This is a genomic window from Bacillus sp. GW821-FHT01G09 (assembly GCF_059422205.1).
Genome location: NZ_JBWKWL010000003.1, coordinates 506,261 through 526,173, shown reverse-complemented (window position 1 = coordinate 526,173; position 19,913 = coordinate 506,261). Strand labels below are relative to the sequence as shown.

At 45.1% G+C, this 19,913-nt stretch carries 15 protein-coding genes and 20 tRNA genes; 29 read left to right on the top strand and 6 right to left on the bottom strand.

Annotated features, from left to right (window positions below):
• Positions 1-107: 107 nt before the first annotated feature.
• The 25 genes from AC07VD_RS13385 (at position 108) to glgP (ending at position 10,062) form a co-directional block, all read left to right on the top strand.
• Positions 108-183 (top strand) — tRNA-Thr (locus AC07VD_RS13385).
• A gap of 37 nt (positions 184-220) precedes the next feature.
• A tRNA-Lys gene (locus AC07VD_RS13380) sits at positions 221-296 on the top strand.
• 10 nt (positions 297-306) lie between these two features.
• A tRNA-Leu gene (locus AC07VD_RS13375) sits at positions 307-393 on the top strand.
• 5 nt (positions 394-398) lie between these two features.
• Positions 399-473, top strand: a tRNA-Gly gene (locus AC07VD_RS13370).
• A gap of 14 nt (positions 474-487) precedes the next feature.
• A tRNA-Leu gene (locus AC07VD_RS13365) sits at positions 488-573 on the top strand.
• 9 nt (positions 574-582) lie between these two features.
• A tRNA-Arg gene (locus AC07VD_RS13360) sits at positions 583-659 on the top strand.
• Between the two features lie 15 nt (positions 660-674).
• A tRNA-Pro gene (locus AC07VD_RS13355) sits at positions 675-751 on the top strand.
• A gap of 5 nt (positions 752-756) precedes the next feature.
• Positions 757-829 (top strand) — tRNA-Ala (locus tag AC07VD_RS13350).
• Positions 830-849: 20 nt separating this feature from the next.
• Positions 850-926 (top strand) — tRNA-Met (locus AC07VD_RS13345).
• A 2-nt stretch (positions 927-928) separates the two neighbouring features.
• Positions 929-1,005 (top strand) — tRNA-Ile (locus tag AC07VD_RS13340).
• 6 nt (positions 1,006-1,011) lie between these two features.
• Positions 1,012-1,104, top strand: a tRNA-Ser gene (locus AC07VD_RS13335).
• Between the two features lie 17 nt (positions 1,105-1,121).
• A tRNA-Met gene (locus tag AC07VD_RS13330) sits at positions 1,122-1,198 on the top strand.
• A gap of 11 nt (positions 1,199-1,209) precedes the next feature.
• A tRNA-Asp gene (locus AC07VD_RS13325) sits at positions 1,210-1,286 on the top strand.
• A gap of 12 nt (positions 1,287-1,298) precedes the next feature.
• A tRNA-Phe gene (locus AC07VD_RS13320) sits at positions 1,299-1,374 on the top strand.
• A gap of 17 nt (positions 1,375-1,391) precedes the next feature.
• Positions 1,392-1,467: transfer RNA gene (locus tag AC07VD_RS13315), tRNA-His, on the top strand.
• A 10-nt stretch (positions 1,468-1,477) separates the two neighbouring features.
• Positions 1,478-1,551: transfer RNA gene (locus tag AC07VD_RS13310), tRNA-Gly, on the top strand.
• A 15-nt stretch (positions 1,552-1,566) separates the two neighbouring features.
• Positions 1,567-1,643: transfer RNA gene (locus AC07VD_RS13305), tRNA-Ile, on the top strand.
• A 10-nt stretch (positions 1,644-1,653) separates the two neighbouring features.
• Positions 1,654-1,728 (top strand) — tRNA-Asn (locus tag AC07VD_RS13300).
• A 3-nt stretch (positions 1,729-1,731) separates the two neighbouring features.
• Positions 1,732-1,822: transfer RNA gene (locus AC07VD_RS13295), tRNA-Ser, on the top strand.
• 25 nt (positions 1,823-1,847) lie between these two features.
• Positions 1,848-1,919 (top strand) — tRNA-Glu (locus AC07VD_RS13290).
• Between the two features lie 231 nt (positions 1,920-2,150).
• Complete coding sequence (glgB, locus tag AC07VD_RS13285) at positions 2,151-4,034, top strand: 1,4-alpha-glucan branching enzyme (protein WP_217017913.1); 1,884 nt, start codon at positions 2,151-2,153, stop codon at positions 4,032-4,034.
• The gene (locus AC07VD_RS13280) at positions 4,031-5,173 is read left to right on the top strand and encodes a glucose-1-phosphate adenylyltransferase (RefSeq protein ID WP_003229018.1); all 1,143 of its coding nucleotides are present in this window, start codon (positions 4,031-4,033) and stop codon (positions 5,171-5,173) included. Before glgB ends, AC07VD_RS13280 begins: the two co-directional genes overlap by 4 nt.
• A 23-nt stretch (positions 5,174-5,196) precedes the next feature.
• Positions 5,197-6,228, top strand: coding sequence for a glucose-1-phosphate adenylyltransferase subunit GlgD (glgD, locus tag AC07VD_RS13275; RefSeq protein WP_015251371.1), 1,032 nt, complete (start codon positions 5,197-5,199; stop codon positions 6,226-6,228).
• Positions 6,225-7,679, top strand: a complete 1,455-nt coding sequence (gene glgA / locus AC07VD_RS13270) for a glycogen synthase GlgA (RefSeq protein WP_003246015.1) — start codon at positions 6,225-6,227, stop codon at positions 7,677-7,679. The genes glgD and glgA overlap by 4 nt, the downstream gene beginning before the upstream one ends.
• The gene (gene glgP, locus AC07VD_RS13265; protein ID WP_217017916.1) at positions 7,666-10,062 is read left to right on the top strand and encodes a glycogen phosphorylase GlgP; all 2,397 of its coding nucleotides are present in this window, start codon (positions 7,666-7,668) and stop codon (positions 10,060-10,062) included. The genes glgA and glgP overlap by 14 nt, the downstream gene beginning before the upstream one ends.
• Before the next feature lie 30 nt (positions 10,063-10,092).
• Here glgP and AC07VD_RS13260 read toward each other — a convergent pair whose 3' ends face one another.
• Both AC07VD_RS13260 and cotI read right to left on the bottom strand, forming a co-directional pair.
• Entirely contained in the window at positions 10,093-10,560 is a 468-nt protein-coding gene (locus tag AC07VD_RS13260) for a TspO/MBR family protein (RefSeq protein ID WP_124058901.1), read from the bottom strand.
• Between the two features lie 79 nt (positions 10,561-10,639).
• A complete protein-coding gene (gene cotI / locus AC07VD_RS13255; protein WP_217017921.1) occupies positions 10,640-11,713 on the bottom strand; it encodes a spore coat kinase CotI in 1,074 nt (357 codons plus the stop codon).
• Between the two features lie 189 nt (positions 11,714-11,902).
• On the opposite strand from cotI, the gene cotSA reads away from it, so the two are divergent.
• Genes cotSA through AC07VD_RS13240 form a run of 3 tightly spaced genes read left to right on the top strand, consistent with a single transcriptional unit; the run spans position 11,903 to position 14,539 of the window.
• Positions 11,903-13,036, top strand: coding sequence for a spore coat protein CotSA (gene cotSA / locus AC07VD_RS13250; RefSeq protein ID WP_494721745.1), 1,134 nt, complete (start codon positions 11,903-11,905; stop codon positions 13,034-13,036).
• A gap of 14 nt (positions 13,037-13,050) precedes the next feature.
• Positions 13,051-14,106, top strand: a complete 1,056-nt coding sequence (gene cotS, locus AC07VD_RS13245; RefSeq protein ID WP_494721746.1) for a spore coat putative kinase CotS — start codon at positions 13,051-13,053, stop codon at positions 14,104-14,106.
• Position 14,107: 1 nt separating this feature from the next.
• Positions 14,108-14,539: a hypothetical protein gene (locus AC07VD_RS13240; RefSeq protein ID WP_461728839.1), complete on the top strand. Its 432-nt coding sequence runs from the start codon at positions 14,108-14,110 to the stop codon at positions 14,537-14,539.
• Between the two features lie 73 nt (positions 14,540-14,612).
• Here the strand turns inward: AC07VD_RS13240 and AC07VD_RS13235 are convergent, their stop codons facing one another.
• From AC07VD_RS13235 to AC07VD_RS13225, 3 genes are read right to left on the bottom strand one after another with little or no spacing between them, the layout of a single operon-like run.
• The gene (locus AC07VD_RS13235) at positions 14,613-15,836 is read right to left on the bottom strand and encodes a glycosyltransferase family 4 protein (protein ID WP_124058893.1); all 1,224 of its coding nucleotides are present in this window, start codon (positions 15,834-15,836) and stop codon (positions 14,613-14,615) included.
• A gap of 2 nt (positions 15,837-15,838) precedes the next feature.
• Positions 15,839-16,789, bottom strand: coding sequence for an NAD-dependent epimerase/dehydratase family protein (locus AC07VD_RS13230; RefSeq protein WP_494721747.1), 951 nt, complete (start codon positions 16,787-16,789; stop codon positions 15,839-15,841).
• Positions 16,786-18,072 carry a UDP-glucose dehydrogenase family protein gene (locus AC07VD_RS13225; protein WP_485919048.1) on the bottom strand — a complete coding sequence of 429 codons (1,287 nt, stop codon included), beginning with the start codon at positions 18,070-18,072 and terminating at the stop codon, positions 16,786-16,788. Before AC07VD_RS13225 ends, AC07VD_RS13230 begins: the two co-directional genes overlap by 4 nt.
• Positions 18,073-18,243: 171 nt before the next feature.
• On the opposite strand from AC07VD_RS13225, the gene AC07VD_RS13220 reads away from it, so the two are divergent.
• Positions 18,244-19,062 (top strand): UTP--glucose-1-phosphate uridylyltransferase, encoded by an 819-nt coding sequence (locus AC07VD_RS13220; RefSeq protein ID WP_003229044.1) that lies wholly within the window; start codon positions 18,244-18,246, stop codon positions 19,060-19,062.
• An 8-nt stretch (positions 19,063-19,070) separates the two neighbouring features.
• Here the strand turns inward: AC07VD_RS13220 and AC07VD_RS13215 are convergent, their stop codons facing one another.
• A complete protein-coding gene (locus tag AC07VD_RS13215) occupies positions 19,071-19,790 on the bottom strand; it encodes a yteA family sporulation protein (RefSeq protein WP_003229046.1) in 720 nt (239 codons plus the stop codon).
• Between the last annotated feature and the right edge of the window lie 123 nt (positions 19,791-19,913).

Here is a 19,913-nt window from a genome sequence, read left to right as displayed (position 1 = left end):
GAGGATTAGCTCAGCTGGGAGAGCATCTGCCTTACAAGCAGAGGGTCGGCGGTTCGAGCCCGTCATCCTCCACCATTTTTCATTATACATATCGGTTTTACATATATGCCGGTGTAGCTCAATTGGTAGAGCAACTGACTTGTAATCAGTAGGTTGGGGGTTCAAGTCCTCTTGCCGGCACCACTTTTATATGATATAATATTCAAGTCTCTTGTAAGAAGAGCCATTAGCTCAGTTGGTAGAGCATCTGACTTTTAATCAGAGGGTCGAAGGTTCGAGTCCTTCATGGCTCACCATTTACATGTTGCGGATGTGGCGGAATTGGCAGACGCGCTAGAATCAGGCTCTAGTGTCTTTACAGACGTGGGGGTTCAAGTCCCTTCATCCGCACCATTTCTGCGGAAGTAGTTCAGTGGTAGAACACCACCTTGCCAAGGTGGGGGTCGCGGGTTCGAATCCCGTCTTCCGCTCCAACTATACCATCCACGCCGGGGTGGTGGAATTGGCAGACACACAGGACTTAAAATCCTGCGGTAGGTGACTACCGTGCCGGTTCAAGTCCGGCCCTCGGCATTAAGTTTTGCGCCCGTAGCTCAATTGGATAGAGCGTTTGACTACGGATCAAAAGGTTAGGGGTTCGACTCCTCTCGGGCGCGCCATGATCTATATGAAATCGGGAAGTAGCTCAGCTTGGTAGAGCACATGGTTTGGGACCATGGGGTCGCAGGTTCGAATCCTGTCTTCCCGACCATTCTTGGGGCCTTAGCTCAGCTGGGAGAGCGCCTGCTTTGCACGCAGGAGGTCAGCGGTTCGATCCCGCTAGGCTCCACTTGATTTCAAAAAATATTTGGCGGTGTAGCTCAGCTGGCTAGAGCGTACGGTTCATACCCGTGAGGTCGGGGGTTCGATCCCCTCCGCCGCTACCAATGGACCTTTAGCTCAGTTGGTTAGAGCAGACGGCTCATAACCGTCCGGTCGTAGGTTCGAGTCCTACAAGGTCCACCACTATACGGAGGAATACCCAAGTCTGGCTGAAGGGATCGGTCTTGAAAACCGACAGGGGTGTCAAAGCCCGCGGGGGTTCGAATCCCTCTTCCTCCGCCATACATATTCCTAATCATCGCGGGGTGGAGCAGTTCGGTAGCTCGTCGGGCTCATAACCCGAAGGTCGCAGGTTCAAATCCTGCCCCCGCAACCAAATTTTAAAATGGTCCGGTAGTTCAGTTGGTTAGAATGCCTGCCTGTCACGCAGGAGGTCGCGGGTTCGAGTCCCGTCCGGACCGCCATTTAAATACTTAGGCTCGGTAGCTCAGTTGGTAGAGCAACGGACTGAAAATCCGTGTGTCGGCGGTTCGATTCCGTCCCGAGCCACCATTTATCAATATATTTTGGCGGTTGTGGCGAAGTGGTTAACGCACCAGATTGTGGCTCTGGCATTCGTGGGTTCGATTCCCATCAATCGCCCCAAATAAAAATTGCGGGTGTAGTTTAGTGGTAAAACCTCAGCCTTCCAAGCTGATGTCGTGGGTTCGATTCCCATCACCCGCTCCATTTCTATATCGTCATGGGCCTGTAGCTCAGCTGGTTAGAGCGCACGCCTGATAAGCGTGAGGTCGATGGTTCGAGTCCATTCAGGCCCACCATGACTTTTGTTCCACAGTAGCTCAGTGGTAGAGCTATCGGCTGTTAACCGATCGGTCGCAGGTTCGAATCCTGCCTGTGGAGCCAAATGGAGAAGTACTCAAGTGGCTGAAGAGGCGCCCCTGCTAAGGGTGTAGGTCGTGTAAGCGGCGCGAGGGTTCAAATCCCTCCTTCTCCGCCATATGATTACAGATATCATAATTATCGGCCCGTTGGTCAAGCGGTTAAGACACCGCCCTTTCACGGCGGTAACACGGGTTCGAATCCCGTACGGGTCATCCAGAAGCCTTGCATATCCTGCAAGGTTTTTTTGTTTTCTAAATCATGATATGTCTTAGATTTTGTTCTTTATTTTAAAAACAGACTACAAAAATCTCCATATATTTCGTTTTTCTTCAGAAAATGAAGTTAATTGTCTATAAGTATAAGCGCTTTCAGCAAAGGGCTTTTTTTTATTTCTTCGAATAAATACTATAAATGAAAACTATGATGTCAGAAAGGATGATTACATGGCCGCTGCCAGCCCGACAGCACATGATGTTTATCTTTTTCACGAAGGCAGTCTGTTTAAAAGCTTTCAGCTGTTTGGCTCGCATTACCGCGAGCTGAATGGCAAAAGCGGATATGAATTCTGTGTGTGGGCGCCTCATGCGTCGGAAGTACGAGTGGCTGGAGATTTTAACAGCTGGTCTGGAGAAGAGCATGTGATGCACAGAGTGAATGATAATGGCATTTGGACGTTATTTATTCCAGGTATAGGAGAAAAGGAACGATATAAATATGAAATCGTGACGAATAACGGTGAGATCAGGCTGAAGGCAGATCCATACGCTATTTATTCAGAAGTCAGACCAAACACAGCGTCACTTACTTACAATTTGGAAGGGTACAGCTGGCAAGATCAAAAATGGCAAAATAAACAGAAGGCTAAGACGCTGTATGAAAAACCTGTTTTCATTTATGAACTGCATCTTGGGTCTTGGAAGAAGCATTCTGATGGCAGGCATTATTCCTATAAAGAATTAAGTCAGACGCTTATCCCTTATATCAAGGAGCATGGGTTTACCCATATTGAACTGCTTCCGGTGTATGAGCATCCATATGATCGTTCATGGGGATACCAAGGAACGGGGTATTACAGCCCGACAAGCAGGTTTGGCACGCCGCATGATCTGATGAAGTTTGTTGATGAATGTCATCAACAAAATATCGGAGTCATTTTGGATTGGGTCCCCGGACATTTTTGTAAAGATGCACATGGACTCTATATGTTTGATGGAGAACCGCTTTATGAATACAAAGAAGAACGTGATCGGGAGAACTGGTTATGGGGCACGGCAAACTTTGACCTGGGAAAACCGGAAGTTCATAGTTTTTTAATTTCGAATGCGTTGTACTGGGCGGAATTCTATCATATAGATGGATTTAGGGTTGATGCAGTGGCTAATATCTTGTATTGGCCAAATCAGGATGAACGCCACACGAATCCATATGCTGTTGATTTTTTAAAAAAACTCAATCAAACCATGAGAGAGGCATATCCACATGTGATGATGATTGCGGAAGATTCTACAGAATGGCCTCAAGTGACAGGTGCCGTTGAGGAAGGGGGGCTTGGTTTTCATTATAAATGGAATATGGGATGGATGAATGACGTACTGAAATACATGGAGACGCCGCCCGAAGAAAGGCGGCATTGTCATCAGCTTATCTCTTTTTCATTACTATATGCGTTTAGTGAACATTTTGTATTGCCGTTTTCTCATGATGAAGTCGTCTACGGAAAAAAATCACTTCTTAATAAAATGCCTGGCGACTACTGGCAGAAATTTGCCCAGTATCGGCTTTTGCTGGGCTATATGACAGTGCATCCCGGAAAGAAATTGATCTTTATGGGATCAGAGTTTGCCCAATTTGATGAATGGAAAGATACAGAACAGCTTGATTGGTTTTTGGACTCCTTCCCCATGCATCAGAAAGCCAGCGTTTTTACGCAAGATCTTCTCCGCTTTTACCAAAAAAGCAAAATCCTTTATGAGCATGACCATCGTGCACAATCGTTTGAATGGATTGATGTCCATAATGACGAACAATCAATCTTTTCTTTTATTCGTTATGGCAAAAAGCACGGTGAGGCGCTTGTCATCATTTGTAATTTTACACCCGTGGTCTATCATCAATATGATGTTGGAGTTCCTTTTTTTACTCAATACATTGAAGTGCTTAACAGTGACAGTGAAACATATGGAGGCTCAGGGCAAATCAACAAAAAGCCATTATCGGCCAAAAAGGGAGCACTTCATCATAAACCGTGTTATATCACGATGACCATCCCCCCTTACGGCATCTCGATTTTACGGGCGGTTAAAAAAAGAGGAGAGATAAAAAGATGAAAAAACAATGTGTAGCCATGCTCCTTGCCGGCGGGAAGGGCAGCCGTCTCAGCGGATTAACAAAAAATATGGCCAAACCGGCTGTATCTTTCGGGGGAAAATACAGGATTATTGATTTTACCCTAAGCAACTGTTCTAATTCAGGCATAGACACAGTCGGGATTTTAACGCAATATCAGCCGCTTGAGCTGAATTCCTATATTGGGATCGGCAGTGCATGGGACCTGGATAGATATAATGGCGGCGTGACGGTTTTACCCCCTTATGCCGAGTCATCAGAAGTCAAGTGGTATAAAGGGACGGCAAGCGCCATTTATGAAAATCTCAATTATTTGAATCAGTATGATCCTGAGTATGTACTGATTTTATCAGGAGATCACATATACAAAATGGACTACGGCAAAATGCTTGATTATCACATTGAAAAGAAAGCAGATGTGACCATCTCTGTCATCGAAGTGGGCTGGGAGGAAGCAAGCCGGTTCGGCATCATGAAGGCCAATCCAGATGGGACGATCACACATTTTGATGAAAAGCCCAAATTCCCTAAGAGCAATCTTGCCTCAATGGGGATTTATATATTCAATTGGCCGCTTTTGAAACAGTATCTTGAGATGGACGATCAAAACCCTTATTCTAGCCACGACTTCGGCAAAGACATTATTCCTCTGCTTTTGGAGGAGAAAAAGAAGCTTTCTGCTTATCCGTTCAAGGGATATTGGAAGGATGTCGGAACGGTGCAGAGCTTGTGGGAAGCCAATATGGATTTGTTAAAAGAGGACTCGGAGCTGAAGCTGTTTGAACGCAAATGGAAAATTTACTCCGTCAATCCAAATCAGCCTCCGCAATTTATTTCATCTGATGCGCAGGTTCAAGATTCGCTTGTGAACGAAGGTTGTGTTGTATATGGAAATGTGTCTCACTCCGTTCTTTTTCAAGGTGTGACTGTTGGTAAGCATACGACTGTTACATCATCCGTCATAATGCCGGATGTGACGATTGGGGAGCATGTAGTCATTGAAAATGCCATCGTTCCTAATGGGATGGTGCTGCCGGATGGCGCAGTGATTCGCTCCGAAAAAGACATTGAAGAGGTGCTGCTCGTTTCAGAGGAATTTGTAGAAAAAGAATTGATTTAATTACTGAAGAGGGGGCAGAGTCAGTGTTCAATAATCAAATGTTAGGTGTTATAGATGAAACCACATATAAGCATTCTCTTCAGGATTTAACAGCACAGCGGTCGCTCGGGGCGATCCCTTTTGCCGGCAGGTACCGACTGATTGATTTTATGCTTTCCAACATGGTGAATGCGGATATTAGGAGTGTTGCAATTTTTCCGAAGTATCGTTACCGTTCGCTCATGGATCACCTTGGGGCGGGTAAGGAATGGGATTTGCACCGGAAAAAGGACGGCCTCTTTTTTTTCCCGTCTCCCCATCTTCATCACGAATACGATGAATTCGGGTCCTTTCGCCAGTTTTCGGACCATCTAGATTACTTCCACAGAAGCACGCAGCAATATGCTGTTATTTCCAACAGCCATACCGTATGCAACATTCAATTTCAATATGTGCTGAAACGCCATCAGGAGGTTGGCTGCGACGTCACCGAGGTATTTCAGGACGGCCAGTCGCTGCAAATCTATATCATGTCAACAACGCTTTTAAAGGATCTGATCTACGGACATAGTGAAAAAGGCTATAAAACCATTCAGGAGGCTGTTGAAAAGGAATCTTCTGCCCTGACCATTTGCCCATATGAATATTCAGGTTATGCCGCTGTCATTGATTCGGTGGAAAAATATTATACCCACAGTATGGAGCTCATTCAGCCTCGTTTTTGGCAGCAGGTGTTTTTGCCGCAGCAGCCGATCTATACAAAAGTGAAGGATGAGCCGCCTACGAAATACGGAAAGCACAGCACTGTCAAAAATTCTTTGGTGGCAAACGGCTGTGTGCTTGAAGGAGAGGTTGAAAACTGCATTTTGTTCAGGGCGGTCCATGTCGGAAAGGGAACGAAGCTGAAAAACTGTATTATTATGCAAAAAACGCAGATTGGCGAGGATTGTCTTCTTGAGCAGGTCATTTCGGATAAGGATGTTAAAATCGGCAAGGCGACGGAAGCTGTAGGAACAGCTGAGCAGCCGCTTGTATTAAGAAAAGGTTTGGTGCAAGGAGAGCTGATGAATTCTTGAAGATATTATTTGCTGTGTCAGAATGCACCCCATTTGTGAAATCAGGAGGTCTTGCCGATGTAGCAGGTGCTCTGCCAAAGGCGCTTGCGCGATTAGGCAATGAGGTAGCTGTGATGCTGCCGAAGTACAGCCAAATACCTGAACCGTGGAAAAAGCGTATGAAAAAACAGGCTGAGTGTACCGTAGCTGTCGGCTGGCGGCAGCAATATTGCGGAATTGAACATATGGCAGAGAATGATGTGAATTATTACTTCATCGACAATGAGTACTATTTCAACAGGGATTCGTTGTACGGGCATTATGATGACGGTGAGCGGTTTGCCTTTTTTTCAAGAGCTGTGCTGGAGGCTGCCAAAGTTGTGAATGTTCAAGCCGATATTGTTCATACTCACGATTGGCATACAGCGATGGTCAATTATTTGCTGAAAGAGGAGTACAGAAAACATCCTTTTTATGAACGGATGAAAAGCGTGCTCACGATCCACAACCTGCAGTTTCAAGGCATATTCCCTCCTGATGTCACACATGACTTGCTGGGTCTTGAGATGGATCATTTTCATTATGAAAGGTTAGAATGCAACGGATTTGTTAATTTTATGAAGGCGGGCATCATTGCGGCTGATCATGTGACAACTGTGAGCCCCACTTACAGAAATGAAATCATGACGCCGTATTATGGTGAGCAGTTGGAACAGGTTTTGCAATATAGGGAAGATGATGTAACCGGCATATTAAATGGCATTGATGATACGTTCTATCAGCCGAAAAGCGACCCTTATATAGAGGCGCAATACGATTCAGGGGATCTTGCATGCAAGCTGGAAAACAAAACGAAGCTTCAGCAGCGGATGGGGCTTCCAGAGAAAAACGATATTCCGCTGATCAGTATGGTGACAAGGCTCACTAAACAAAAGGGGCTTGATCTTGTCCGCAGAATTATGCACGAACTTCTTGAGGAGCAAGACATACAGCTGGTTGTGCTAGGCACAGGAGAACGTGAATTTGAAGATTATTTCCGGTATGCAGAATTTGCTTTTCATGAGAAGTGCCGGGCTTATATCGGGTTTGATGAGCCGCTAGCCCATCAAATTTATGCGGGCTCTGATATGTTTTTGATGCCGTCGAAATTTGAGCCGTGCGGTTTGGGGCAGCTCATTGCTCTTCAATATGGCGCCATTCCGATTGTCAGGGAAACGGGCGGTCTTTACGACACTGTCCGTGCCTATCAGGAGGAAGAGGGAACGGGCAATGGCTTTACGTTTTCCGCCTTTAATGCGCATGATCTGAAATTTACGATAGAAAGGGCGCTGTCGTTTTATTGCCAACAGGATGTATGGAAGAGCATCGTGAAGACCGCTATGAATGCAGATTACAGCTGGGGGAAGTCGGCTAAAGAGTATCAGCGTATTTTCGAGCAGGTGACAAGGAGTGGACGGGATGTTCTCGAGTAAAGAACGCTTTGCAGACTTATTTTTAAAGCGTCTGGAAATGACGTGCGGAAAAAGCTTTAAAGATTCTGCCAAGCTGGATCAATATAAAACGTTGGGCAATATGGTCAGAGAGTATATCAGCGCTGATTGGATCGAGACGAATGAAAAAAGCAGATCAAATTCCGGGAAGCAGACATATTATTTATCAATCGAATTTCTGCTCGGTCAGCTCCTTGAGCAAAACTTAATGAATCTTGGTGTTCGTGATGTTGTAGAAGCTGGTTTAAAGGAAATCGGCATCAATTTAGAGGAGATCCTTCAGATAGAGAACGATGCAGGTCTCGGCAATGGCGGACTTGGGCGCTTGGCCGCTTGCTTTTTAGATTCGCTTGCTTCGTTGAACCTGCCTGGGCACGGCATGGGCATACGTTATAAGCATGGTTTGTTTGAGCAAAAAATTGTAGACGGGCATCAGGTGGAGCTGCCTGAGCAATGGCTGAAAAACGGGAACGTATGGGAAGTAAGGAATGCGGATCAAGCAGTGGACGTGCCGTTTTGGGGCGAAGTCCATATGACAGAAAAAAGCGGGCGCCTGCATTTTCGCCACGAACAAGCGACAATTGTTACCGCTGTTCCTTATGATATCCCGATCATCGGCTATGAAACGGGCACTGTCAACACGTTAAGGCTTTGGAACGCCGAGCCCTATGCGCATTATCACGGCGGTAATATTTTGTCTTATAAGCGGGAAACAGAAGCGGTTTCTGAATTCTTATATCCCGATGACACCCATGATGAGGGGAAAATTTTACGGCTGAAGCAGCAGTATTTTTTAGTATGCGCAAGCTTAAAAAGCATTGTGAACAATTACCGAAAAACACATAAATCTTTATCCGGCCTGCATAAAAAAGTGAGCATTCATATTAATGACACTCACCCTGCGCTTGCGGTGCCTGAGCTGATGCGGATTTTGCTCGATGAAGAGAACATGAGCTGGGAAGAAGCTTGGCATATCACTGTACATACGATTTCTTATACAAATCATACAACATTGTCAGAAGCGCTCGAGAAATGGCCGATTCATTTGTTTAAGCCGCTGCTCCCGCGAATGTACATGATTATTGAAGAGATCAATGAGAGGTTTTGCCGCGCAGTTTGGGAAAAGTATCCGGGAGACTGGAAAAGGATAGAGGACATGGCGATTACAGCGCATGGTGTTGTCAAAATGGCTCATCTGGCCATAGTAGGCAGTTACAGTGTAAATGGCGTTGCAAAAATACATTCCGATATATTAATGGAAAGGGAGATGCGCGACTTTCACTTGCTGTTTCCGAATCGTTTTAACAATAAGACGAATGGAATTGCCCACAGGCGCTGGCTGTTAAAAGCGAATCCAGGCTTGTCTGCCATCATTACAGAGGCGATCGGCGATGAATGGGTCAAACAGCCGGAATCACTGATCCGTTTAGAACCGTACGCCACTGATCCTGCATTTATTGAACAGTTTCAAAACAACAAAAGCAAGAAAAAACAAGAGCTTGCCGATTTGATTTTTTGCACGGCCGGGGTGGTTGTGAACCCTGAGAGCATATTCGACGTACAGGTGAAACGGCTTCATGCATATAAACGGCAGCTGCTGAATGTTCTTCACATTATGTATTTGTATAACCGACTCAAGGAGGACGCCGGGTTTTCAATCTACCCGCAAACCTTTATTTTCGGGGCAAAGGCTTCACCAAGCTATTATTATGCCAAGAAAATCATTAAGCTGATCCATTCTGTCGCAGAAAAAGTCAATTATGATCCAGCGGTCAAACAGCTGATCAAAGTTGTTTTCTTAGAAAATTATAGAGTTTCTATGGCTGAGCGAATTTTTCCGGCATCAGACGTAAGTGAGCAAATTTCAACTGCAAGCAAGGAAGCGTCTGGTACAGGGAATATGAAGTTTATGATGAACGGGGCTTTGACGATCGGCACGCATGACGGCGCAAATATCGAGATCCTTGAGCGGGTGGGTCCTGACTGTATTTACACGTTCGGCTTAAAGGCGGATGAGGTTCTATCGTATCAGGAAAACGGCGGCTATAGATCGAGGGAATATTATCAGCATGACAGGAGAATCAGGCAGGTAGCGGATCAGCTGATCAATGGTTTTTTTGAAGGAGAAGCAGATGAATTTGAATCGATCTTTGACTCGCTGCTTCCGCATAATGATGAGTATTTTGTGCTGAAGGATTTCAGCTCATATGCAGATGCACAGGAGCGAATTCAAGCTGATTATCGAGAGCGAAGGAAATGGTCTGAGCATTCGATTGTAAACATTGCTCATTCTGGATATTTCTCCAGCGACCGCACGATCCGGGAATATGCGAAGGACATTTGGGGCATCAAGCCGATGATGTGAAAAAGCCGCTGTATAAGCGGCTTTTTTTGTTCACAGATTCATTGAATTGATTGTAAAGGATAAGAACGTCGCAAATGCACTCCATAAAAAATAAGGCAAAAGAAGATAGCTTGCGGCTCTGCTGTATTTTTTGGCAATGATCAGTAATACGATTGCTGTGATGGCGACAAGCAGGCAGTCAAGCGATGCAGCCAGCAGATTTTTTTGCGTAAACTGGAAATAGCTGAAGGCTTGATTGAGCACGTAATTTATCAAAAGTGTAAACCAAAAGCTTTTCGCACCTTTAATTGAAAACGCAGCATATACAATGGCTGCTGAAAGGGAGATCAGGGCAAACAGGATGGCCCAAATGATGCCGATCGCAGTTCCGCTTGGCGTCCAGTCCGGTTTTTTCAATGAATTGTACCATTCTTGGTCCACAGGAAACAGGTAGCCTGCGGCTGAAAACAGCGCATATGTAATCACAAAAACGGCTAAAGCGCCGACAATCTTTTTCATATTTGCAACCTCCGCATGTATTTATTTACCCTTTATCTTATAAAGATCAAACCCCCGATATGCGGGGGAAATGATGGTCTTAAATAAGCTGGTTCAATGCGTTTGCTTTAATGCGTTCATATTCAAAAGCTGATTCTAATTCTTCCTTCGGTAAAGCAGACTTGCGGACGTATTTTTCGCGAATGACATCGTAAAGCTCGTAAGGAAACAGCATATCAATAAACATGACTTGTTTTTGTTCTTCAGTTAATGGGGCTCTGGATTCGTATGCGTTCAGCATGACATTAAATGTTTCTTCATCCCAAACGCCCGTCGTATCCAAAAGCGGAATAATCATTTTGCGCAAATCGCGAATAGGCAGATCAAATGAAACGGTATCTAAGTCAATGACCCAAATCTGTTCATTTTCCCCTAAGAGTGTATTTCCGGTTCCGTAATCCTGGTGGCAAAGGTTAGGGCTTTTTTTCAGCTGTTCAGTCCATGGAACATAGGCCGACTGCAAAAGCCGGTCTTTGATGCGCAGCCCGTCTTCAATAAAGCCATCTATCTCCTGAAGATAAAACTGTGAGAAAGGATCTTCTTTTTCCGCCTCCGCCATCAGCTTCCACGTTTCCATCTGTTTGCATCGTTTCGTGTAGTGATTCGGCCAGCGACCTAATTTGGTAAATACGGGAACGCCATTTGGCGGCTGATATCCGACGGAAGCTGTATGAAAATCAGCAAGGCCTTTCATGATAAACTCCAAGTCCTGCTTTACAGTCAGCTCAAACGGCCTTCCTTCGATCCAGTCATATACGACAAATAGAAATGAGCCGTGCTTGGAATATAGGCTGCCTTTTTTGTTTGGGAGTATGCCAGGAACATTCATGCCTTTTTTTGCTAAATAGTCCTGCGCGAAAATGGAAAACAACGCTTTCTTTTCTGGCCTGTGTATTCGTTTTAGACAAACCGCACCGGAGTCTGTGTGGACCTTCCAGACAAGCGCCATCTGGTTTCCCTGAATGACGTCTATTTTTTCAGCCTGCACATCCCATCCTTGAAGCACATTTTCAGCCAGCTCCGTTAATTTTTTTGCATCTTCTGCTGATAAAGGAAGCTCTGATGAATTCCCCTCCTCAATGACTTCATGGTTTTCTGCCATTAAAGGACACATCCTTACCTGTTTTACTCCTACCTTATGAATCAAAAGGAAAAAATGATTGAGTTATTTGACTATATTTAATAGATGAATCTGGTTGTTTACCCGTTTTGTTTTTAGGGCAGTCCCATTCCGCACAAGTTGGTTGTTCAGCCGTATCATGATTCTAACTAGTTAAAAATCATGCAGGAATGGAGGCTATGTATGAAAATAGCACTGATCGCCACAGAGAAGCTTCCTGTCCCATCGGTTCGAGGAGGCGCCATTCAAATCTACCTAGAAGCGGTTGCCCCTTTAATTGCCAAAAAACATGAGGTGACTGTGTTTTCTATTAAAGATCCGAATCTCGCTGATAGAGAGAAGGTAGACGGTGTCCATTATGTGCATTTGGATGAAGACCGTTATGAAGAAGCCGTTGGAGCAGAGCTGAAAAAGAGCCGTTTTGATCTTGTGCATGTTTGTAATCGCCCAAGCTGGGTTCCGAAATTGAAGAAACAGGCGCCGGATGCTGTTTTTATTTTAAGCGTTCACAATGAAATGTTCGCTTACGATAAAATCAGCCAGGCGGAAGGCGAGATTTGCATCGACTCCGTAGCGCAGATTGTTACGGTCAGCGATTATATCGGACAGACGATCACAAGCCGTTTTCCGTCAGCACGATCAAAAACAAAAACGGTGTATTCTGGTGTGGATTTAAAAACGTACCACCCTCGCTGGACGAATGAAGGGCAGCGGGCTCGCGAAGAGATGCGTAGCGAGCTGAGGCTTCACGGCAAAAAAATCGTCTTGTTTGTCGGCCGGCTTAGCAAAGTCAAAGGCCCGCACATATTATTGCAAGCTTTGCCGGACATCATTGAGGAGCACCCCGATGTCATGATGGTGTTTATCGGGTCAAAATGGTTCGGAGATAATGAATTAAATAACTATGTCAAACATCTTCATACCCTTGGTGCGATGCAAAAGGATCATGTCACATTTATTCAATTTGTGAAGCCAAAGGACATTCCGCGCCTTTATACCATGTCAGATGTATTTGTATGCTCTTCGCAATGGCAGGAGCCTTTAGCAAGGGTGCATTATGAAGCGATGGCTGCGGGACTTCCTATTATTACAAGCAATCGGGGAGGCAATCCAGAGGTCATAGAGGAAGGGAAAAACGGCTACATCATTCATGACTTTGAAAATCCTAAACAATATGCCGAACGTATTAATGATTTGCTGAGCAGCTCGGAAAAGCGGGAACGGCTTGGGAAATACAGCCGCCGTGAGGCAGAAAGCAATTTTGGCTGGCAGAGGGTGGCTGAAAATCTGCTCAGCGTCTATGAAAAGAACAGATAGAAGGGGTGAACAGAGTGTACCAAAAAGAGCATGAAGAACAGATTGTGTCCGAAATTCTCAGTTATTATCCGTTTCATATCGACCATGTGGCGCTGAAATCGAACAAAAGCGGGCGCAAAATCTGGGAAGTCGAAACTGATCATGGCCCAAAGCTGCTAAAAGAAGCGCAAATGAAACCGGAGCGGATGCTTTTTATCACTCAGGCACACGCCCATTTACAAGAGAAAGGGCTGCCGATAGCGCCGATTCATCAAACAAAAAATGGCGGTAGCTGCTTGGGCACGGATCAGGTTTCTTACAGCTTATATGACAAAGTGACAGGAAAAGAAATGATTTACTATGATGCAGAGCAAATGAAAAAAGTCATGTCATTTGCCGGCCATTTTCATCATGCCTCAAAAGGATATGTTTGCACAGATGAAAGCAAGAAGAGAAGCAGGCTGGGAAAATGGCACAAATTGTACCGTTGGAAGCTGCAGGAACTGGAGGGGAATATGCAGATCGCAGCATCCTATCCTGATGACGTATTTTCGCAAACTTTCTTAAAACATGCTGATAAAATGCTGGCAAGAGGAAAAGAAGCTCTCAGAGCGCTTGAAGACTCAGAATACGAAACCTGGACAAAAGAGACGCTCGAGCATGGCGGATTCTGTTTTCAGGATTTTACATTGGCACGTTTGACTGAGATCGAAGGGGAGCCTTTTTTAAAGGAGCTTCACTCGATTACCTACGATTTGCCGTCAAGAGACCTTCGTATTCTGCTGAATAAAGTGATGGTTAAGCTTTCTGTATGGGATACTGATTTCATGGTTGCACTGCTTGCGGCCTACGACGCAGTGTATCCGCTCACAGAAAAACAGTACGAGGTACTTTGGATTGATCTCGCGTTTCCGCATTTGTTCTGTGCAATCGGGCACAAATATTATTTGAAGCAAAAGAAAACATGGTCAGATGAGAAGTATAACTGGGCGTTGCAAAACATGATTTCTGTTGAAGAATCTAAAGATTCGTTTTTGGATAAACTGCCGGAACTGTATAAAAAGATAAAAGCGTATCGGGAGGCGAATTGACATGAGGTCATCGAGACAAAAAGCCTCTATTTCTAAACTGGATCTCGACCAATTCGTATTTACACCGCCTGGACCGATGGGATGGCAGGCTCATGACTCAATCTCAGCTGAGAAGGAAGAAGAGGAGAAGCATTTAGATGTGGGCAGCATTCGAGAGCTCCCTCACATCAATGCACCGAAAGAATATCAAAAAGAAACGAAGGAAAAGGAAACAGATCACAAAATCTTCGATGATGAAGAAGAAACAAAATTCGAAACCACTCTGGAGCCTGAGGAGGAGCGTGATTCGAAACGCTCAGCGCCCCCATATGAAGAAGAGGATGAAGATGAAGAACCAGACTTAGCGGAAGAAGCTAAAGTGGAAATCATCATTCTTCCAAGTGAATCTAAACCAGCTCCATGGTTTTCTCAAACCGTAAAGCGCAAGGCATAAAGTCACATTTATGCCTTTTTTTATATTTTCTGCAGCGAAAAAACAGCCCGTTTTGCAACACGAGCTGTAGGTTTTATGTTTTTGCTTTCACAAAAAGCTGATTGATAGATGATAAATCAAAATTTTGCGTCAGAAAAGGCGGCGGAAATTGTTTGTTTTTCGGGGTCAGAACGGATTGGTAAACAGTATTGAGCCTTTTGGCAGCATGGGTAAAGGTAAATAAAGCTTCTACATGCTTTCGGGCGTTTTTTGTCATTTTGTTCATTAATTCTTGATCTGTAAAGGCTCTGTCAATTGCTTTTGCAAATGAAGAAGGTTTGTTGTATCTGTCGATGACAAGGCCAGTAACTTCGTGTTTTACGACTTCACCGTTTCCGCCCCGGTTTGTGGTAATTAAGGGCGTGCCGGCCGCCATTGCTTCATAATTCACACGGGCGAGGGGTTCGTTCCACTGAGAGCTGCACACAAATACATCTGCCATCAGAAAAAGGTTTGGGATGTCGTCTGCGGGAATGAATTTTGTAAAGATTATGTGGTCTCTGTATGGCAGCGCCAGCGTGCGCAGATAGGTGACATATTGGTTTTCGCTGTCATCGCTGAACCACTTCCCGCCTGCTATGACCAGTACAGCATCAGGGTGCTGCTGCAAAATCCGTCTCATGCTGTGAATGAGAAGGTGAGGCCCTTTTGTCGGGCTTAAGCGGCCGGCGAATAAAATAACTTTTTTATCTTCAATACCGTATTTTTTCCGGTATGTTTTTCTGACAGCCGAGCCTTTCATCGTCCAGACGGGCGGATAAGAGTTTAAATCAACGCCGGAATACACAACTTTTGTGATGTCCTCGGCTTCAGGGAAACGTTCAATGACGGTTTGTTTAATAAATTCGCTCACAGTTGTGATCATGGAGACATTGTCGAGTACTTCTTTTCCTTGCGCGAAGGTCATCTTTTTTTCAGAAAACATTTCGTTATGCAGGCTCAGAACGATCTTGCTGTTTGGTGAGGCTTTTTTATATAAAGAGACATTTAAAGGCCTGTTGAACACATGAATGAGGTCAAAGGAAGAGGCTCGCAGCTCTTCGGCTACCGCCTCGCGGTAATGTTCTTTTGGCAGATGGATATAATGTACGCCGTCTTTTGTTTCTCTTTTTGGAAGCGATGGATCTTCTATTGAAAAAATGGTTAGGTCGTACCTGCTGCTGAAATAGGGCGTGACACCGTCAATCATCATTTGAATAGCGCCGCCGCGTACTGCGGGCGCCGGCAGCTTTTCTGTACAGATAAAGGCAAGCTTCATTTTTATTCCCCCTGATACAGCGACGATAAATAGGTGATTTCGTTGGTCAAGCCATCCTTTAAGGATGTAGCGGGATCATAATGCAAGAGCTGTTTTGCTTTTGAAATATCCGCCCACGTGTTGCTCGGTTCCCCTGCTATTTTGTCCGAAAAGTGCAGTGTTGCTTTTCTGCCGGAAATATCCTCAATGAGGGAGACAACCTTTAAGACTGAGGCACGCTCTGCGCCGCCGATATTTACTGTTTCACCAATAAGGTGGGGTTTCCCAAGAACAGCGGTGATGCCTTTGACACAGTCGCTGATATAAGTGAAATCTCTTGACTGCTGCCCATCACCGAAGATGGTAAGCGGCTTTTGCTGAAGGTGCTGCTTAATGAGCCGGTGAAAAGCCATATCCGGCCGCTGTCTTGACCCGTATACGGTAAAAAAACGGAGAATCACAATTGGAATGCCAAAGCTCTGTTGATACACATGGCAAAGCTTTTCTCCCGTAAGCTTTGTTACCCCGTACGGAGATAAAGGAGAAAGCGACGTGTTTTCGCTGACTTTTCCTTGTTTTTCGCCATAGACGGAAGAGGTGGATGCAAAGACGAACGTTTGAATAGAATGTTCCCGGCACGCCTCGAGGAGCCTTTGGAGCGCTTGGATATTATGTGCGGCATATGGGTGAAAATGATTGCCCCAGCTTGACCGGACACCCGGTATGGCCGCCAAATGAAAGATGACGTCCACTCCTTCCAGTAAGGGAGCAAGATCCGCTGTCAGCAGATTTTCCTTTATGAACGTAAATCGCTTTTCCGGCAGCAGGTTTTTAAGGTTTTTTAATTTCAAGGAAAATGGAGTAGGACCGATAAAGTCATCGATTCCAATAACGTTATGTTTCTTATCTTTTAGTAATTCTTCGCAGAGGTGGGAGCCGATAAAGCCCGCTGCTCCCGTGACGAGTATTTTCATGGACGGCCAACTCCCATACAGATCAGGCCGCAAGCCTCGATCAGTTCTTTTTTTAGTACGTTGCGCCCGTCAATCACAAGACGCCCTTTCATGATATCTGCAGCCTTTTTCCAATCAAACGCTAAAAACTCAGGCCATTCTGTCGCCAAAAATAAAAAGTCACTCTCTTCGATCGCATCAAAAGCTTGAGAATGCTGAGTTACATGTTGCCGCAAATGTTCTGGAAGTACAGCTTCAGGATCATATGCATGAACATCACATCCCAGCTCCGCCAGCCTTTCCATCAGTCTGACAGCCTGAGAATTCCGGATGTCATCAGTATTCGGTTTGAAGGAAATGCCGAGTACAGCCGCTTTCTTGCCTTGAAGTGTTTCGAAGAATGACTGTATTTTTTTGATATACAGGCCAAGCTGGGTGTCATTAATGTGCTGCACGGCCCGGAGCAGGAAGGTCTCCGTGTTTTTTTCCTGGGCAGCAAATTGCAGCGCCTGCAGATCCTTTGGAAAACAAGAGCCTCCGTATCCGATGCCTGCCTGCAAAAAGTGCTTCCCGATCCTTGGGTCTAGACCGATAGCGCGGGAAATATCTGAGATATCTGATTGATAGGCTTCACATATGCGGGCCATTTCGTTAATGAACGAAATTTTGGCCGCTAAAAAGAAATTGTTGGCATATTTGATCAGCTCTGCTCCCGCTAAGCTTGTAACGATAAAAGGGGTATCAATGTGTTTGTAAATGGATTTGACGATGGCTGCCGATACGTGATCTTCTTCCTGAACACCGATGACTGTTTTGTCAGGATGCAGCATGTCATATAAGGCATTGCCTTCCCGCAGAAACTCCGGATTGGATACGATATTAAAGAGGTTTTTAGACACTCCGGAGGCAATCAGCTGTTTTGCTATGTTTTCATTTGTCCCGGGCGGAACAGTGCTTTTCGTAATAATGGTTTTATACGATCGGATCGCCTCGCTTAAATCACCGATGACGGACTGCAGGGCTTTCGTATCAGCTGATCCGTCCGAACGCGGCGGAGTTCCGACTGCGATAAAAATAACGGGACATTCCTCCATGCTCGATTTCACTTCAGAAGAAAACGAGAGATTGCCGCAACGAAGTATTGCATCTGAAAGCCCAGGCTCGTAAAAGGGAATGACTCCTTTTTTCAGCTGCCCGATTTTTTTGACGTCTTTGTCTGTGCATATCATGTCATGTCCGATGGATGCCAGTGCCGCTGATAGGGTTAAACCGACATACCCGGCGCCAACCACACAAATTTTCATCACCTGAGCTCCTTTACAAGATTACTGGTCATATATCAATATCCTATTAAAAAAGGGCTGGTTCGTGATTCCGCTTTCTGCCCAGTTGCTTCCGCCTAATTTCAGATGTACAAACATCGGGATGCGCTCTTGGAATATCATGTAATAAACATGAGCTGAGGGGAAAATACCATGATAAAAAAAGCGATCATTCCTGCAGGCGGATTCGGCACGAGAAATCTGCCGGTGACGAAGGTGATTCCGAAAGAAATGTTTCCAGTAGGATCTAAGCCTGTGATTCATTATCTTGTTGAAGAATTAAAGGAGTCAGGCATTGAGGACATTTTGATGGTTGTATCGAGCCATAAAAATCTGATTGTCGACTATTTTGATTCCTCTTTGGCACTTGAGGCTTTTTTGGCCTCTAAGAATAAACTGCATTTGCTTAGAGAGCATCCCATTCCGGATATACGGATTCACTATGTGCGGCAGCCTTATGCAAAGGGTCTTGGCGACGCCATTTCTTTCGGAAAGCAATTTGCAGGCGGAGAGCCTTTTGCCGTCGTTTTGCCAGATGATCTGATTTTTTCCGCCAATCAGCCGGCTTTGGGGCAGCTGATTGAAGCATATACGAAATATCAGTCCAGTGTAATCGGCTTAAAAGAAACAAAAACGGAGGATTTACATCATTACGGGGTGATAAAAGGGGAGCCTGTTGAAAAAGGGCTTTATCGCATACAGGATATTGTGGAAAAGCCTAAACAAAACCCTCCGTCTCATTTTGCAGCAGCAGGGCGTTATATTTTCACACCGGATATTTTTAATGAGCTGGAGGCATTAGAAGCTGATAGCGGAGGAGAAGTGCAGGTAACGGATGCGATAAAAGCTTCGCTCGGGGCATGTACCGTATACGGGAAATTGCTAGAGGGCGAGCGGTATGACATCGGCCTGCAAAAGGATTATCTGAAGCTGATTTACGATATGCTGAAAACTGAAAAGAACCCCCAATAATCGGGGGTTCAATCAGCGTGGAGATCGCCGAATGTGGTCATGATTCCCTCTTCGTCAAGTTCTTCTTCATAGCGCTCATGGGCTCTGCTTTGATAAACGGTAATTTCTTTTCCAGTGATATCTGTAGCGATGAAATTTTCGTAAGACTCCGTATTGCCGATATTCTCTTCGGCATTCATCGTCATATCATCATAGCTGAGCGGAGGGTTTTCCATATCCTGCGGCGTTTGTGAGTTACCATATTTTTCGACATCCTGATAGGAATCCTCACTGTCATATGGCGCTCTGATTTCTTCATCATCATCAAATTCAAATTGCCCGAATGGTGTTTCTTCTTCAATCGGACGGTCTTTGGAAACCACGTCCTGTGACGAATACTCCGCGAGGGTTGTGGCAGTCGGAAGCGCTTCAAGTCGTTCGAAAGGGATTTCCTTTCCGCTGACTTCACAAATGCCATACGTACCGTTTTCTATCGCCTTCAATGAATGCTCAATGTCCCGAAGGTGCTCTCGCTCATGCAAGTCTAGAGCGATGTCTTTCTCACGCTCGTAAAGTTCTGTCGCCTGATCGCCGGGATGGTTGTCGTATGCCGAAAGCTCACCCCACGAATCATAAGGAAAGGCTGAGTTAAGCTGAAAATGATCATTGTCTTTGAAACGGTTTAAGATATCTTTTTTCGTTTGTTCCAGTTCATTTTTTAAATGCTGAAGCTGTTCTTTCGTAAGCAATGTGATCGCCTCGTTTCTCTGTGATGCATACCTTTAGTATGAACAGATCGCCTGAGAACTTTCATAAATGGCGGCTGGAGGAATATAGGAGGTTTTCCTTTTATGGTAAGCGGATACAACCTT